Source organism: Pseudarthrobacter sp. NPDC058119 (assembly GCF_042884655.1).
Classification (GTDB): Bacteria; Actinomycetota; Actinomycetes; order Actinomycetales; family Micrococcaceae; genus Arthrobacter.
The window spans coordinates 105,461-119,790 of the sequence record NZ_JBHVTN010000004.1 but is presented as its reverse complement, the minus strand read 5'-3'; the positions used below and the strand labels follow the sequence as shown (position 1 = coordinate 119,790).

General features: G+C 64.4%; 15 protein-coding genes and 2 tRNA genes. 12 read left to right on the top strand and 5 right to left on the bottom strand.

Features of this window, described 5'->3' with window-relative positions; all coding sequences use genetic code 11:
- The first annotated feature begins 40 nt into the window (after window positions 1-40).
- The 6 genes from gyrA to ACFVTD_RS10530 all read left to right on the top strand — a co-directional run bounded on the left by gyrA (window position 41) and on the right by ACFVTD_RS10530 (window position 4,946).
- Window positions 41-2,719 carry a DNA gyrase subunit A gene (gene gyrA / locus ACFVTD_RS10555; protein WP_387562052.1) on the top strand — a complete coding sequence of 893 codons (2,679 nt, stop codon included), beginning with the start codon at window positions 41-43 and terminating at the stop codon, window positions 2,717-2,719.
- On the top strand, window positions 2,712-3,383 hold the full coding sequence (locus ACFVTD_RS10550) for a DUF3566 domain-containing protein (protein ID WP_387562049.1): 672 nt from the start codon (window positions 2,712-2,714) through the stop codon (window positions 3,381-3,383). Before gyrA ends, ACFVTD_RS10550 begins: the two co-directional genes overlap by 8 nt.
- Before the next feature lie 97 nt (window positions 3,384-3,480).
- Window positions 3,481-3,554, top strand: a tRNA-Ile gene (locus tag ACFVTD_RS10545).
- A gap of 71 nt (window positions 3,555-3,625) precedes the next feature.
- Window positions 3,626-3,742 (top strand): DLW-39 family protein, encoded by a 117-nt coding sequence (locus tag ACFVTD_RS10540; protein WP_210411329.1) that lies wholly within the window; start codon window positions 3,626-3,628, stop codon window positions 3,740-3,742.
- Window positions 3,743-3,813: 71 nt separating this feature from the next.
- Window positions 3,814-3,889 (top strand) — tRNA-Ala (locus ACFVTD_RS10535).
- An 82-nt stretch (window positions 3,890-3,971) separates the two neighbouring features.
- Complete coding sequence (locus ACFVTD_RS10530) at window positions 3,972-4,946, top strand: DMT family transporter (RefSeq protein ID WP_387562046.1); 975 nt, start codon at window positions 3,972-3,974, stop codon at window positions 4,944-4,946.
- A gap of 3 nt (window positions 4,947-4,949) precedes the next feature.
- Here ACFVTD_RS10530 and ACFVTD_RS10525 read toward each other — a convergent pair whose 3' ends face one another.
- Entirely contained in the window at window positions 4,950-5,825 is an 876-nt protein-coding gene (locus ACFVTD_RS10525; RefSeq protein ID WP_387562044.1) for a glycosyltransferase, read from the bottom strand.
- A 101-nt stretch (window positions 5,826-5,926) separates the two neighbouring features.
- Window positions 5,927-6,868: a hypothetical protein gene (locus ACFVTD_RS10520; RefSeq protein ID WP_387562041.1), complete on the bottom strand. Its 942-nt coding sequence runs from the start codon at window positions 6,866-6,868 to the stop codon at window positions 5,927-5,929.
- Between the two features lie 154 nt (window positions 6,869-7,022).
- On the opposite strand from ACFVTD_RS10520, the gene ACFVTD_RS10515 reads away from it, so the two are divergent.
- From ACFVTD_RS10515 to ACFVTD_RS10505, 3 genes are all read left to right on the top strand, one after another.
- Window positions 7,023-7,568: a peptidylprolyl isomerase gene (locus ACFVTD_RS10515; RefSeq protein WP_141158792.1), complete on the top strand. Its 546-nt coding sequence runs from the start codon at window positions 7,023-7,025 to the stop codon at window positions 7,566-7,568.
- A gap of 9 nt (window positions 7,569-7,577) precedes the next feature.
- The gene (locus ACFVTD_RS10510) at window positions 7,578-8,456 is read left to right on the top strand and encodes a rhomboid family intramembrane serine protease (RefSeq protein ID WP_387562038.1); all 879 of its coding nucleotides are present in this window, start codon (window positions 7,578-7,580) and stop codon (window positions 8,454-8,456) included.
- Between the two features lie 541 nt (window positions 8,457-8,997).
- On the top strand, window positions 8,998-9,465 hold the full coding sequence (locus ACFVTD_RS10505; RefSeq protein WP_387562035.1) for a carboxymuconolactone decarboxylase family protein: 468 nt from the start codon (window positions 8,998-9,000) through the stop codon (window positions 9,463-9,465).
- A gap of 204 nt (window positions 9,466-9,669) precedes the next feature.
- Here the strand turns inward: ACFVTD_RS10505 and ACFVTD_RS10500 are convergent, their stop codons facing one another.
- Window positions 9,670-10,281 carry a DNA-3-methyladenine glycosylase I gene (locus ACFVTD_RS10500; RefSeq protein ID WP_387562679.1) on the bottom strand — a complete coding sequence of 204 codons (612 nt, stop codon included), beginning with the start codon at window positions 10,279-10,281 and terminating at the stop codon, window positions 9,670-9,672.
- Between the two features lie 34 nt (window positions 10,282-10,315).
- Complete coding sequence (locus ACFVTD_RS10495) at window positions 10,316-10,567, bottom strand: cell division protein CrgA (RefSeq protein ID WP_141158788.1); 252 nt, start codon at window positions 10,565-10,567, stop codon at window positions 10,316-10,318.
- Window positions 10,568-10,740: 173 nt separating this feature from the next.
- Between ACFVTD_RS10495 and ACFVTD_RS10490 the strand changes: the two genes are divergently transcribed.
- Genes ACFVTD_RS10490 through ACFVTD_RS10480 form a run of 3 tightly spaced genes read left to right on the top strand, consistent with a single transcriptional unit; the run spans window position 10,741 to window position 12,346 of the window.
- On the top strand, window positions 10,741-11,535 hold the full coding sequence (locus ACFVTD_RS10490) for a class E sortase (protein ID WP_387562032.1): 795 nt from the start codon (window positions 10,741-10,743) through the stop codon (window positions 11,533-11,535).
- Window positions 11,536-11,537: 2 nt separating this feature from the next.
- The gene (locus ACFVTD_RS10485) at window positions 11,538-11,708 is read left to right on the top strand and encodes a hypothetical protein (protein WP_387562029.1); all 171 of its coding nucleotides are present in this window, start codon (window positions 11,538-11,540) and stop codon (window positions 11,706-11,708) included.
- Window positions 11,705-12,346 (top strand): aminodeoxychorismate/anthranilate synthase component II, encoded by a 642-nt coding sequence (locus ACFVTD_RS10480; RefSeq protein ID WP_141158786.1) that lies wholly within the window; start codon window positions 11,705-11,707, stop codon window positions 12,344-12,346. The genes ACFVTD_RS10485 and ACFVTD_RS10480 overlap by 4 nt, the downstream gene beginning before the upstream one ends.
- 15 nt (window positions 12,347-12,361) lie before the next feature.
- Here ACFVTD_RS10480 and pknB read toward each other — a convergent pair whose 3' ends face one another.
- Window positions 12,362-14,326: a Stk1 family PASTA domain-containing Ser/Thr kinase gene (pknB, locus tag ACFVTD_RS10475; protein WP_387562025.1), complete on the bottom strand. Its 1,965-nt coding sequence runs from the start codon at window positions 14,324-14,326 to the stop codon at window positions 12,362-12,364.
- Window positions 14,327-14,330 lie beyond the last annotated feature (4 nt).

The following is a 14,330-nucleotide window of genomic DNA, read 5'->3' as shown; positions in this document are numbered from 1 at the left end:
AATTCGGAACCAGACATATACCTGAAACGGAAAATAACTAATGAGCGACGAAATCCCCGAGAATTCCGCCCCTGAGGACGGAACTCCGGACACCGTTCTTGAAGGCGACGTGCTGATCGACCGCGTGGAACAGGTGGACCTGCAGACAGAAATGCAGCGTTCGTACCTCGACTATGCCATGGCCGTCATCGTGGGCCGTGCCCTCCCCGACGTCCGCGATGGCCTCAAGCCCGTGCATCGCCGCGTGCTGTACGCGATGTTCGATGGCGGCTACCGCCCCGACCGGTCCTTCAACAAATGTGCCCGCGTGGTAGGCGAGGTCATGGGCCAGTACCACCCCCACGGTGACACCGCGATCTACGACGCCCTGGTGCGGCTCATCCAGGACTGGACCATGCGTTACCCGCTGGCGCTCGGCCAGGGAAACTTCGGCTCACCCGGCAACGACGGCGCCGCCGCACCGCGGTACACCGAAACCAAGATGGCGCCGCTGGCCATGGAAATGGTCCGGGACATCGACGAGGAAACCGTCGATTTCCAGGACAACTACGACGGCAAGAACCAGGAACCCACCATCCTGCCGGCCAGGTTCCCCAACCTGCTGGTCAACGGTTCGTCCGGTATTGCCGTGGGCATGGCCACCAACATCCCGCCGCACAACCTCAGGGAAGTAGCCGACGGCGTGCAGTGGTACCTGTCCAACCCGGGTGCCACGCGCGAGGAACTCCTTGAGGAATTGCTGGTGCGCGTCAAGGGCCCCGATTTCCCCACGGGCGCCACCATCCTTGGCCACAAGGGCATCGAAGACGCTTACCGCACGGGCCGCGGATCGGTCACCATGCGTGCCGTGGTGGCCGTAGAGGAACTGCAGGGCCGGACCTGCCTGGTGGTCACCGAGCTTCCGTACCAGGCCAACCCCGACAACCTGGCCATCAAGATCGCCGAACTGGTCAAGGACGGCAAGATCCAGGGCATTGCCGACCTCCGCGATGAAACATCCGGACGCACCGGCCAGCGCCTGGTGATCGTGCTGAAGCGCGACGCCGTGCCCAAGGTAGTGCTGAACAACCTGTACAAGCACACCGAGCTGCAGAGCAACTTCTCCGCCAACATGCTGGCCATCGTGGACGGTGTGCCGCGGACCCTGAGCCTGGATGCCTTCATCCGCCACTGGGTGACGCACCAGATGGACGTCATCGCCCGCCGTACCCGGTACCGGCTGCGCAAGGCGGAGGAGGAAGCCCACATCCTGCGGGCGCTCCTCAAGGCACTGGACATGCTGGATGAGGTCATCGCCCTCATCCGCGCCTCCAGCACCACCGAGGCAGCCCGGGACGGTCTGATGGAGCTGCTGGACATCGATGAGCTGCAGGCCCGGGCCATCCTGGACATGCAGCTGCGCCGCCTCGCCGCCCTGGAACGCCAGCGCATCCAGGAAAAGCACGCAGAACTCGAAGCCCTGATCACCGAATACAAGGAAATCCTCGGTTCGGAGCAGCGCCAGCGCGAGATCATCAGCACCGAGCTCGGCGAAATCGTGGACAAGCACGGCGATGACCGCCGTACCAAGATCCTCATGGGCTACGACGGCGACATGTCCATGGAAGACCTGATCCCCGAAGAGGAGATGGTGGTCACCATCACCCGCGGCGGCTACGTCAAGCGCACCCGCAGCGACAATTACCGGTCGCAGCAGCGCGGCGGCAAGGGCATCAAGGGCGCCCAGCTGCGTGGTGACGATGTGGTGGAGCACTTCTTCGTTACCACCACCCACCACTGGCTGCTGTTCTTCACCAACCTGGGCCGGGTCTACCGCGCCAAGGCCTACGAACTGATGGAAGCGGGCCGCGACGCCAAGGGCCAGCATGTGGCCAACCTGATGGCCTTCCAGCCTGATGAACACATCGCCCAGGTGCTGGATCTCAAGGACTACCAGCAGGCGCCGTACCTGGTCCTCGCCACCAAGAGGGGCCTGGTGAAAAAGACCAGGCTGGAAGACTATGACACCAACCGTTCGGCGGGCGTAATCGCCATCAACCTGCGCGACGGTGACGAACTGGTCTCCGCCCAGCTGGTCTCGGAAACCGACGACCTATTCCTGGTCTCCCGCAAGGGCCAGTCGATCCGCTTCACCGCCACCGATGACGCCCTGCGCCCCATGGGCCGTGCCACCTCCGGCGTCACCGGCATGAAATTCCGCGAGGATGACGAACTGCTGGCCGCAGACGTGGTCACCGACGGTTCATTCGTGTTCATCGTGACCGAAGGCGGCTACGCCAAGCGGACGGCCGTGGAGGAGTACCGGCTGCAGGGCCGCGGCGGCCTGGGCATCAAGGTAGGAAAATACCAGGAAGAGCGCGGCCACCTGGTGGGCGCACTCATCGTCCAGGAAGAAGACGAAGTCCTGGTGGTCATGGAGGGCGGCAAGGTTGTCCGCTCTTCCGTGGCCGGTGTTCCGGCAAAGGGCCGCGACACCATGGGCGTCATCTTCGCCAAACCGGACAAGAACGACCGGATCATCGAGGTGGCACGCAACAGCGAACGCGGTCTCGAGGACGAGGAATCCGCCGGCGATGACGTAACGTTGGCTGAAGATGGCGGAACCGTTGGGGAATCCGCCGCGCCAGCAATGGCAGAAGAATCACCGGCCGTTGAGTCAGAGGACGCCTCGGGCGACGCTGAGCCGAACGAAGACAACACGGAGGTAACGAGTGAGTAATTCCGACTCATTTCCCAAGCCGAACAGTACTGTTCCCGACGGGAACCGGCCTTCAGCGGCACCCCGCGTGAACGCCCCCGTTCGTCCGCAGCAGCGCCCCTCGGCGGCCACCGGCGCACCGGGCCAGCGGCCCGCCGTCCCCGGCCAGCGCCCCCAACAGGGAGACCGCCCGGCACAGCCAGGCCAACGCCCCCTCCAGGGCCAGCCCGGCCAGCGCCCGGCACAGCCAGGCCAGCGTCCCGCGCCGGGAGCCTCCGGCCAGGGAACACCAGGCCTGGTGAAGCCCGCTCCGAAGGCAAAGGTCCGCCGCGCCAGGCTGCTGATCAGCAAGGTGGATCCCTGGTCCGTACTGAAGATGGCATTCCTGCTGTCCGTGGCACTGGGCATCGTCACGGTGGTGGCCGCCATCGTCCTGTGGACCGTCCTGGACCTGACCGGGATCTTCGACCAGGTGGACAGCCTCCTCGGCACGCTGGCGGGCGCTGAAAGCGGCGGCTTCGAGCTGAAGAAGGTTGCTTCGCTGGGCCAGGTGGCATCATTCGCCACCATCATTGCCGTGGTCAACGTTGTCCTGCTGACGGCGCTCTCCATGCTGTCCGCCGTCCTGTACAACATTTCCGCCACCCTGGTGGGCGGCATCGGCGTGACCCTCACCGACGATTAGGACGACATTCCACCGGCTCCACGCCGGTGGAATGCCCCGATTTGAGATCGGGCAGGGGTGTGCTGTAAAGTCATGTCTCGGCCCGATGAGGGAATGAGGGCGTATAGCTCAGGCGGTTAGAGCGCTTCGCTGATAACGAAGAGGTCCCAGGTTCAAGTCCTGGTACGCCCACGGAACCTGTGCAGGTTTCAAACCGAGGTTTGGTCCGGATCCGTCCGGTACCTGGCCGGAATGGGGAGCATGTGAAGAAGTTGCTTGTACTGGCAGCCGCAATCGCAGGCTTCCTGGTTTACCGGAAAGCACAGGAATCCGAAGCCCGGAAAACGGTCTGGAGCAAGTCAACCGACACGGTGGACTAGCCCGGACACCCATCCGGGAGCCGGTCAGAGGCTCCCAGGTTCTAGGGTATGATGGACGGGTTGCTTCTTATGGGGGCATGGCGCAATTGGTAGCGCACCTGCTTTGCAAGCAGGGGGTTCGGGGTTCGAGTCCCCGTGCCTCCACCATAGGGAAGTCCCGGTCAGCGGAAACGCCGGCCGGGACTTTTTGCTTTCCGCCTGCGCAAGGAACCAGCACCAGGGGGCTGCATTGAACTTCTTTTTCGCGGCCCTGGGGGTCCTGGGGGTCGCGTCCTCAGGGCCGCTGATAGCCGCCACCCTTGGAGCCACCAGCGTCAGCGCGCTTGCCATCGCCTTCTGGCGCAATGCCATCGGTGCCGCTGTCATGGCAACTCCCACCCTTGTCCGGGAACCCGGCCAGTTCCGCAGGATCAGCGGCAGGGAGTTCCGCTGGTCCATGCTCGCCGCCATTGCGCTTGCCCTGCACTTCGCCTGCTTCATCACATCCCTTCAGCTGACGTCCGTAGCAGCTGCCACCGCCCTCGTGTGCCTGCAGTCGGCATGGATTGCCGTCTTCCAGCTCTTCCGCGGCATCCGCCACCGCTGGCAGGTCCTGGCGGGCCTGGGAATTGCCTTTGGGGGCGTCGTTGCGATCACCGGGTTCGACATGGGCTCCTCTCCGCAGGCCCTCACGGGCGACCTGCTGGCCATGGCCGGTGGAGCGTTGGCCGGCCTGTATACGCTCGCCGGCGGCAAGGCCCGGCAGAGTATGTCCACCGGTACCTATACGACGCTCTGCTACGGCATGTGCGCCGTCCTCGTGGCATTAATGGCGCTGCTCTGGGGGCAACCCCTGGCCGGGTTCGAACCGGCAGGCTGGCTGGGTATCGCAGCCATCACCGTCTGTGCCCAACTGGTGGGCCACACTGCCTTCAACCACCTGCTGGCCACCATGAGCCCATTGATCGTCTCCATGATCATCCTCCTGGAAATCCCCGGCGCAGCGCTGCTGGCCGCCCTGTTCCTGCACGAGACCCTGCCGGGAGGCACCTACGCGGGGCTCGGCCTGATCCTGGCGGGACTCGCCGTCGTCGTCCTGGGTCAAAGGAACGGCAAGGGTCAAAGGGATGGGCGGGGCCGGCGGAACCCGGGGCGCAGGGGCCGCGGAAGCGATCCCCAGGAGGATCCGCCGTCGGAATACCTCGCCGGGCTGGGAACCGACTAGGCGCTACTGGCCGCCGCGCCTTACCGGCTGGGCCGTATTGACGGTGTGGATGGCCCTGAGGAGCTTGGCCGGGAAGTACACCGAGAAGAAGACCACCATGGGCGCCTTCAGCGCCATCTTCCTGACGTTGTGCGCCTTGTACGTCCGGTCGAACCGGGTGACGTAATAGCGGTAGTCCCGCGGTGAATCCTCGAGCCTGCGGGCCGACATTCCGGACACCATCTGCGGCCAATAACGGACCGGCAGCTCATGGTCGGCCAGGTGCAGGGACAAATCGATGTCCTCATGCATCTCGTCCTTCTCATCCCGGCAGGTCTCGGAACGGATGGTTTCCCAGGCACTGGCCCGCAGGGCCATGTTCGAGCCGAACAGGAAATGGTACTGGTGCTTGGCCAGCTTCAGCATGAGCTGGCGCATTTTGTCATCCGCCTTGAGTCCAAAGCGGCGCATCGGCATGTCGTAGTAGACCACGGGGCCGGTCGCAGCCTGGACCGATTGGTCCGCGAAGGCCTTCTGCACCTGCTCAACCCAGTCGGGTTCCACAATGGAGTCGGCGTCTATCCGGCCCAGGATGTCCCCGGTGGCACTGTCCAGCCCGAAGTTCCGGGTGGGGATGAGTCCCTGCTCACGGTCCTGGCTCAGGAGGATGATGGGGCTCTCCGGATACTCAAGCTGCATCTGGCGGACAATGTCAGCCGTCCGGTCCTTTGAAAGGTTGTCCACCACGATGATCTCGTGGGCGGGAACGGACTGGTAGATGGCAGCTATCAGGCACTGCCTGATCACGCTTTCCTCGTTGTACGCCGGGATGACGATTGACACGCGGAGCTGTACGGCTGCGTCGTTCACGGCATCCCCAGAGGATCGATTGGCTGACATCAGTTCAAATCTAGCATCCGGGAAAGATGCCTCCGCAGACCGGTAGAGGCACAAAAAGGGGCCCCGCCGTCAAGCGGAGCCCCTCGTGTGAATGGCTGATATCAGGCCTTGCTGGTGCCCTTGTCCTCATCGGCAACGATCTTGGCGCCGCCTTCGGTGTCGTCGGCAACGTGCTTGGCCTTGTCGGCGGCATCCGCTGATGTATCAGCGGCAGTCTCAGCAGCGTCGCCGGCCTTGTCAGCGGCGGCACCGGCTGCGGATGCGGCTGCGGAAGTGCCCTTGTCCGCGGCGTCGGCAGTGGTTGCCTTGACGTCGCTGACAGTGGTGGCCGGGACGGGTGCCGGGGTCGGGGTGACCGGCGAGGGCGTCTTCCAAGGGTCCTCGACCGGCTTGGATGCCTTCCACGCGGCAACGCCGGCTGCAACGGCAGCGGCCACTACGCCGAACACCAGCCAGCCGCGCTTCTTCGGCTTCTCCGGCTGGGCAAGCTGCGCGTCAACTGCCCGGCTGGCTCCAGCGGCGGCCGCCTTCAGCTGCGTGCCGGTGGCCTGTGCCTGCTCCTGGAGGGCGTGGATGATGCCCACGTCCCCGAGCTTCTGCGCGACGGCGTCAACCCGGGCCGGGGTGTTTTCCAGGGTGCGGTGGACGGCGCCGGATGCCACGCCAATCTGGTCCGAGAGCTTGGGCAGGTAATCCACCACCACCCGGTCACGGGCATTCAGGACCACTGGAGTGGCCTTGTCCAGGGCCTCGTGCAGCCTGGGCGATGCGCCTTCCACCACGTCATTGATCTTGGGAGCCAGGTGGGCCAGTCCGTCCTGGATCCGGGGAGTCACGGTGGCGACGCCATCGGCCAGGCTGTGGGCCGCCGTCTTCAGGCCTTCCTGGATCTTGGGAGATGCGGTATCCAGGCCCTGCTGGAGGCGGGGAACAGCCCAGTCCACGGCAGCTTCCACCCGGGGGGCCGCCCAATCCTTGGCGTTTTCCACCGCACTGGTGACCGACTGCTCAAGGTCACGGGCAATACGATCCGATTTCTTCACAACTACCTCCCGATTAATGTGACGGTTCTGTCGCTAGCCTACGTGCCCAGATCACCACGGGCTATTCACTCTGCGGATTTTAGGGCGATTTCACCCAGCGCGGAACTGCCCCTGCGGCCATGGATGCCCGGAACAGGCATGGGAGAATCAACCTATGACTGCCATCGCAACCGCAAAAGCAACCATCCACACCAGCCTCGGCGACATCGTGGTTAACCTCTTCGGCAACCACGCGCCCAAGACGGTCAAGAACTTCGTGGGCCTTTCCACCGGCGAGCAGGCCTGGACCCACCCGGAGACAGGCGAGGACAAGACCGGCACGCCGCTCTACAACGGAACCATCTTCCACCGCATCATCAAGGACTTCATGATCCAGGCCGGCGATCCCCTGGGCCGTGGAACCGGTGGCCCCGGCTACCGCTTCGACGACGAAATCCACCCCGAACTGAGCTTCAACCAGCCCTACAAGCTGGCCATGGCCAACGCCGGCATCCAGATGGGCAAGGGCACCAACGGTTCACAGTTCTTCATCACCACCATTCCCACGGACTGGCTGCAGGGCAAGCACACCATCTTCGGTGAAGTCGCCGACGAGGAATCCAAGAAGGTTGTCGACGCCATCGAGGGTGTCCGCACCGGCATGGGCGACCGCCCGGTTGAGGACGTCACCATCAACAGCATCGACATCGAACAGCTGTAACGCCGCACCATGAGTTACGGAATTCCGTCGGCAGAGCCGTCCGCCCAGGTCCCGGTCTGCCCCCGGCACCCGGACCGGCCGTCCTACGTACGCTGCCAGCGCTGCGGGCGCCCGGCATGCCCGGACTGCCAGCGGGCGGCCGCCGTCGGATTCCAATGCGTTGACTGCGTCAACGAAACAAAACGTACGACGCCGGAGGTGCGGTCGGTCTACGGCGGCGCCGTAGCCACCGGCAAGCCTTTGGTGACGTTCGGCATCATCGCAGCGTGCGTAGTTGTCTACGCCCTGCAAATGCTCATTCCAGGCGACTGGGTCTACAAGCAGTTCGCCTACAACAACATCTTTGCCGCCCCGCAGTACGGCGCTTTCGAGCCGTGGCGGATGGTGACGTCAGCCTTCCTCCACTCCCCGGACTCCTTTCTCCACATCCTCCTGAACATGTACACGCTGTGGATCTTCGGGCAGGCGCTGGAACCGGTCCTGGGCCGGGCCCGCTTCCTTGCCGTGTACCTGATCTCCGCCCTTGGCGGCTCAGTGGGCTACCTGCTGCTGAACCCCGTGCTGGTTCCCGGCCAAGGGCTGGTGGGACTGGTCGGCGCTTCGGGTGCCATCTTTGGCCTCTTCGGCGCCATGCTGCTAATCCAGCGCCGGCGGGGTGGCGATACGCGGCAGCTGTGGGTCCTGATTGCCATTAACGGCGTCATTGGTTTCCTGATCCCCCACATCGCCTGGCAGGCCCACTTGGGCGGGCTTATAACCGGTGGGCTTTGCGCTGCCGTCCTTGCCTACACGCCGCGCGGGCGCCGCCAGGGCGTCCTCCAGGCACTCGGCCTGGCCGCCGTTGTGGTGCTTCTCGTCGCCGCCAGCTGGGCACGGGTGGCGCTTTAACCCCTCCCCGGCCTGCGGGCCACATAATGCCCCCGTCACTTCCGGTGCCGGGGGCATTCCTATTTTCCACAGTGCTTATCCACAGTGTTGGTAACTTACACAACTGTAGTTCAATCGTTGGTTTGGCTTCTCCCGGCTTTCTTCGTTCCCTTACAGGTGCACCGGGCCTTCCTTCTCCACATCTGTGGATAACCTGTGGGGATATTGCTGTGCGTAAGTGGATAAGCAGCCATTTTCGGACCTGCTTGTGGAAAAACCGGGAGTAGAGGGGTGAATGGAACCCGCTGCACACCCCCAGCAGGAGGTTATCGACATCAGTATCCACACTGTTAATAAGTGACAGCACTGTTGTTTGGGGCGGGGCTGAGCCCGTGGGAGTAGGGCGGCAGGGCCACGAGTGCTGGATTTCCACGAAGTTTCCCACATCTGTGGATAACTTGTGGGTATCGCATTGTTGTTAAGTGGACAAGCGTCGTCGGTCGCCGGCAGCCTCCTGCCTATGATGGTGGCCTGCCAAGCCGTTCAACTGACAAGGACCCCCGTGAGCGCCACCGAACACCTGTACCTGGATAAACAGCACCCGGCCCTCTGGAGAGCCATCAGCGGGTTGGGACTGAAGGTCCAGGAAGCAGCAGAAGAGGCCGGGCTGGGCCGGGGCCTGGTGGAACTCCTGAATGTTCGCATTTCCCAGATCAACGGCTGCGCGTACTGCCTGGACCTCCATGTGCGGAAGGCCGCCGAGGCCGGCGAAACCCCGCAGCGCCTTGCAGTCCTGCCCGCATGGCGCGAAACGGCACTCTTCACAGACCAGGAGCGGGCCGCCCTGGCACTGGTGGAAAGCATCACAGAACTCCCGGATGAACGGTCACGGGAACACACGGAGGCTTACGCGCGGGAGCGGCTCAGCGTTGGTGAATTTTCGGCCGTGAGTTGGCTGGCCGTGACCATGAATGCCTTCAACAGGGTGTCCATCACCAGCCACCATCCGGTCCGGCGGGACCGTTCCTAGTTCTGGCCGGCGGGGCGTCCTCCACGCGGCACTGCCCTTTTCCACAGGTATTCCACACTGTTAATAACCGCATCTGGCCAGCAGGTTGGTTGGAGAAGGCCCCGCAGGGCGGTGCAGCAGCAACAGTTCCGGTCTGTTGGGAAGGTTCTCCACATTGTGGATAACCTTCCCAACAGCTGGGGATAATGGCCGGCGCCAGTGACTTTAGGCCCCATTGGACCACACGCCGGACGATCCGCGGCGGTGGCTCTGCAGGAGGTGGGTGTCCACCATGCCGATGGCTTCCATCAGGGCGAACATAGTGGTGGGGCCCACGAAGGAGAATCCGCGCTTTCGAAGCGCTTTGGACAGTGCTACTGACTCTTCGGATTGGGTGGGAATATCGGCAACTGACTGCGGCTTAGGCGTGCTGGCCGGACGGAAGCTCCATACGAAGTCCACCAGTCCGCCGTCGTTCCTGAGCTCCTGGGTTGCCTGGGCGTTCTTCACCGCTGCAAGGATCTTCAGCCGGTTCCTGATGATGCCGGGGTCCTGCATCAGGCGCTCCACCTCCTGGGCGCCAAACAGGGCCACGGCATCCGGATCAAAGCCGGCGAAGGCCGCGCGGAAGGCCGGCCGCTTTCGCAGGATGGTGGCCCAGGAAAGACCCGCCTGGAAACCCTCAAGGCAAATCCGCTCGTAAAGGCCCTGCTCGTCGGTGACGGGCAGCCCCCATTCCTGGTCGTAATAGTTGCGCATCAGCGGATCCGTGGCAGCCCAGGCGGGCCGTGCCAGGCCATCGTCGCCAACGATCACGCCGCTGGAATCCGGAGCCAGTGGAGTCCTCCTTGGAACAGTTCCGCGGCAGGCGCTAGGAGCGCCAGCGGGTGGTCATCAGGAACCCGACGATGGCGATGCCGAAGCCCGCAACGATGTTCCAGGACTGCCAGGCCTGGACCGGGAACCGTCCCTCACTGATGTAGAACGTGATAATCCAGAAGAGGCCGATGATCATGAGGCCGAACATGACCGGCTTGAACCATACGGGGTTGGGCTTATAGGCCTGTGGTGATGCCGGCTGGGCGGTGCTGGCGGTCTTCCTGCGAGGCTTTGACTCGGGCACTGGCTCTCCTTGGCGGGCTGGGCAAGCTCGGCGGCCCGGGCTTGGTATCCTGCAAGAAGGAAATTGCCAGCGGTCTGCGCGATCTTGGTCAAATCTGGATTCTTACTAGCAGCCAATTCTAGCCGCAGTTGATGGGCAGCCGGTGCCCAGGGTAGACGCCCGGAGGAGAACGCGTGGTATTGCAGGAAAAGGCGGGGCCCGCCACTGCGCCCGCGCCCCGCCGTGCCCGCCTGCACGGCATCATCTCGGTGCTCGGTGAACTGTTGATCACCGTTGGCGTCATCCTCCTGCTCTTTGTGGCGTGGCAGTTGTGGTGGACCAACGTCGAGTCCGATGCCAAGCAAAGCCAGGTCATCAAGGAGTTCGCCCAGGACCTGGGCAGCGCGGCCCCCGCTCCCTCGGCTTCGGCACCGGCGGCCCCTCCTGCCGCCGGTGAGGACTTTGGAAAGCCCGTGGTGGGGACGGCTCCAGGCCACGCCGGCACCATCGGCATCATGTACATCCCCAGGTTCGGTCCCACCTACACCCGCCCCATCGTCCAGGGAACCAGCCAGGACGTCCTGGACACCCTCGGCCTGGGCCATTACAGCAACACCGCCATGCCCGGCGCCGTCGGCAACTTCGCGGTGGCCGGCCACCGCCAAACGCACGGGGCCGTGCTGGACAACATCCACACCCTGGTCCCGGGCGACAAGATCTACGTCCAGACCAAAGACGGTTTCTACGTCTACGTCTTCCGGAACAACCAGATCGTGATGCCCTCCCGCACCGATGTCCTGGAACCGGTCCCCACCCAGCCGGGTGCCGCGCCCACCGAAAGCTACCTCACCATGACCAGCTGCAACCCGCGCTTCGGAGCGGAAGAACGCATCATCGCCTACGCCCTGCTGGACAGTTGGCGGCCTGCAGCGGCAGGACCACCGGCCGAGATTGCGGCCCAGGTGGCGGCAGCCACCGGAAGGAGCTGACCGTGTACGCCTGGATCTTCCGCCACCTCCCCGGGCCGCTGTGGCTCCGGATCATCATCTCGCTGGCACTGGTTTTCCTTGCCCTGGTCCTGATGGTCCAGTTCCTCTTCCCCTGGATGTCCCATTTCACCCCATTCACCGACTCAACGATTGGTTCCGCAGACCAGCCATGACCACAACCAAGATCCTTGTAGTGGATAACTACGACAGCTTTGTCTACACCCTGGTGGGCTACCTCCAGGAACTCGGTGCCGAGACCACCGTGGTCCGCAACGACGACGTCACCCTCGCCGAGGCCATCGAACTGGCCAGCACCCGTGACGGCGTCCTCATTTCCCCCGGGCCCGGAAACCCTGCGGAGGCGGGGGTCTGCATCGAGCTGATCAAGTGGTGCGGCGAAAACAGCGTCCCCATGTTCGGTGTGTGCCTGGGCCACCAGGCGCTGGCAGAGGCCTTCGGCGGCAAGGTGACACATGCTCCTGAACTCATGCACGGCAAAACGTCCAAGGTGGAGCACATCGGGACCAGCGTCTTTGCCGGGCTCCCCTCCCCCGTCACAGCCACCCGCTACCACTCGCTGGCCGCGGTCAGGGAATCCATCCCCGACGTCCTGGAAATCACGGCGCAGACTGCCTCCGGGGTGGTCATGGGACTGCAACACCGGACGGCACCACTGTGCGGGGTACAGTTCCACCCGGAATCGGTCCTTACCGAGGGTGGGTACCAGATGCTCGGAAACTGGCTTGAGTCGCTGGGCATGAAGGGTGCGGCTGCGCGGGCTGCGAAGCTGAGCCCGCTGATCCAGCAGTAGCCGATACCCGGCGCGTCAGCCCTTCTTAGTGGGCTTGGGCGTCGGTGTTGGCGTGGGGGTGGCCGTATCCGTCGGTGCCGGCGGGGGCGGCGGTGCCTTGGCCACCACGACGGTGATGGTCTTGCCCTGCACCACGGCGGCGTTGGCCGGGTCGCTTTGGTCAGTGACCTTGCCCGGCTCCACCTGGGAGTTTTCCACCTCAAGCACCGAAGGCACCAGGCCGAGCTCCTTCAGTGCTGCTTCGGCTTCGTCACGCATGAGGCCACGAAGTTCCGGGACCACCACCTTTCCGGTGGAGACGATCAGTTCCACGCTGCTGCCAACAGCGACGCTTTGTCCGGGAGCCGGGTTGGAGTTGATGACAATTCCGGCCGGGACCGTGGCACTGTTGGCGGTGGTGGTGGACGGGGCGCCCACCAGGCCGACCTGGCGGAGGATGTCACGCGCAGCCGCCTCGGTCTTGCCGGGGAGGCTGTCGGGGACCTTCACTGAACTGGGGCCGTCCGAGACGTTGAGGATGACCTCGGCCCCCGGATCCAGCGAACCACCCGCCGCGGGATCCGTCCCGATCGCGGTCCCCTTGGGAACTGTGTCGTTGGCGGAACGTGCAATCCGGGGCCTCAGGCCGGCGTTGTACAGCTCCTGCAACGCGGCTGTCTCCGTCATGGACGCCACCGCCGGGATGGACACCTTGGGCGGCGCGGGGGCTGGCCGGTTGACCGTTTGGTACAGCCACAGCCCGCCGCCGGCGAGGATCAGGAGGGTGAAGATGACCAGCGTCGCGATCCAGGCACGACGCCGGGACTTCTGCCGCGTGCTCGGCTCACGTTCCGTGGCGAGGCCCAGCGGGAGCACGCCGGCCCCATACGCGTCCGCCCCGTGCTCGTCGGCCAGTTCCACCGGGGCTGCTGCTCCGCCGTCGTCATGGTAAAGGTTGGTGGCAGCGAGCCGCCCGGTCGGGGCATCGTCAAGGAAGCTTGCCCCTGCGGCGGCGAATGCCTCGGTGGGCGGCTGTGCCTGCGGAACGTGGTCATTGGGATCGGTGGGCGCCTCTGACGCCGCTACGGCCGGCACGGGAACACCGGCCTTTGCAGCGCGCAGGGCACGTCGGAAGGACGCCGCGTCCTGGAACCTGTCGGTCCGGTTCTTTTGCAGGGCCTTGGCGAGGACGGTATCCAGCGCCGGCGACACATCCGGATTCAGGCTGCTGGCCGGCTCCGGGATCTCGCGAACGTGCTGGTAAGCCACGGAAACCGGGCTGTCGCCGACGAACGGCGGCCGCGAAGTCAGCATTTCGTACAGCAGGCACGCAGCGGAATAGAGGTCGCTGCGGGCATCCACGGTCTCGCCCCGGGCCTGTTCCGGCGAGAGGTACTGGGCCGTTCCCACCACTGCCTGCGTCTGGGTCATGGTGGCGGAGGAATCGGCGATGGCCCGGGCAATGCCGAAGTCCATCACCTTCACCGAGTTGCTGCCCGGGCAGTACATCACGTTGGCCGGTTTGATGTCCCGGTGCACGATGCCGGCCTTGTGGCTGTATTCAAGGGCTGCCAGGACGCCCAGGCAATAGTCGATCGCCTGGCTGATACTGACCTCGTTGCCACGGATCAATTCACGCAGGGTCCTGCCCTCAACGAATTCCATGACAATGTAGGGCACGCGTACGTCTTCGGTGGAACCGTCGTTGACCACGTGCTCGCCGGTATCGAAAATCGCCACGATCGACGGGTGGTTCAGGGCTGCCACCGCCTGCGCCTCACGTTTGAAGCGTGCCTGGAACTGCGGATCCCGGGCCATGTCCGGCCGCAGCAGCTTGATGGCAACGGTCCTGCCCAGGCGGGTGTCAGTGCCCCTGTAGACGTCCGCCATGCCGCCGCGGCCAATGAGGTTCCCCAGCTCGTAGCGCCCGTTCAGGACGCGCCGGTTATCCACCGGAAGGCTGTCCTCCCGGTGCAACGGTGTGCGTGGTGACTCATTCACTGGT

Coding starts and splice junctions, on each gene's coding strand:
- ACFVTD_RS10510 (WP_387562038.1), top strand. CDS start 7,578: ATGAGTTACGGAATTCCGTCGGCAGAGCCGTCCGCCCAGGTCCCGGTC.
- ACFVTD_RS10515 (WP_141158792.1), top strand. CDS start 7,023: ATGACTGCCATCGCAACCGCAAAAGCAACCATCCACACCAGCCTCGGC.
- gyrA (WP_387562052.1), top strand. CDS start 41: ATGAGCGACGAAATCCCCGAGAATTCCGCCCCTGAGGACGGAACTCCG.
- ACFVTD_RS10525 (WP_387562044.1), bottom strand. CDS start 5,825: ATGTCAGCCAATCGATCCTCTGGGGATGCCGTGAACGACGCAGCCGTA.
- ACFVTD_RS10480 (WP_141158786.1), top strand. CDS start 11,705: ATGACCACAACCAAGATCCTTGTAGTGGATAACTACGACAGCTTTGTC.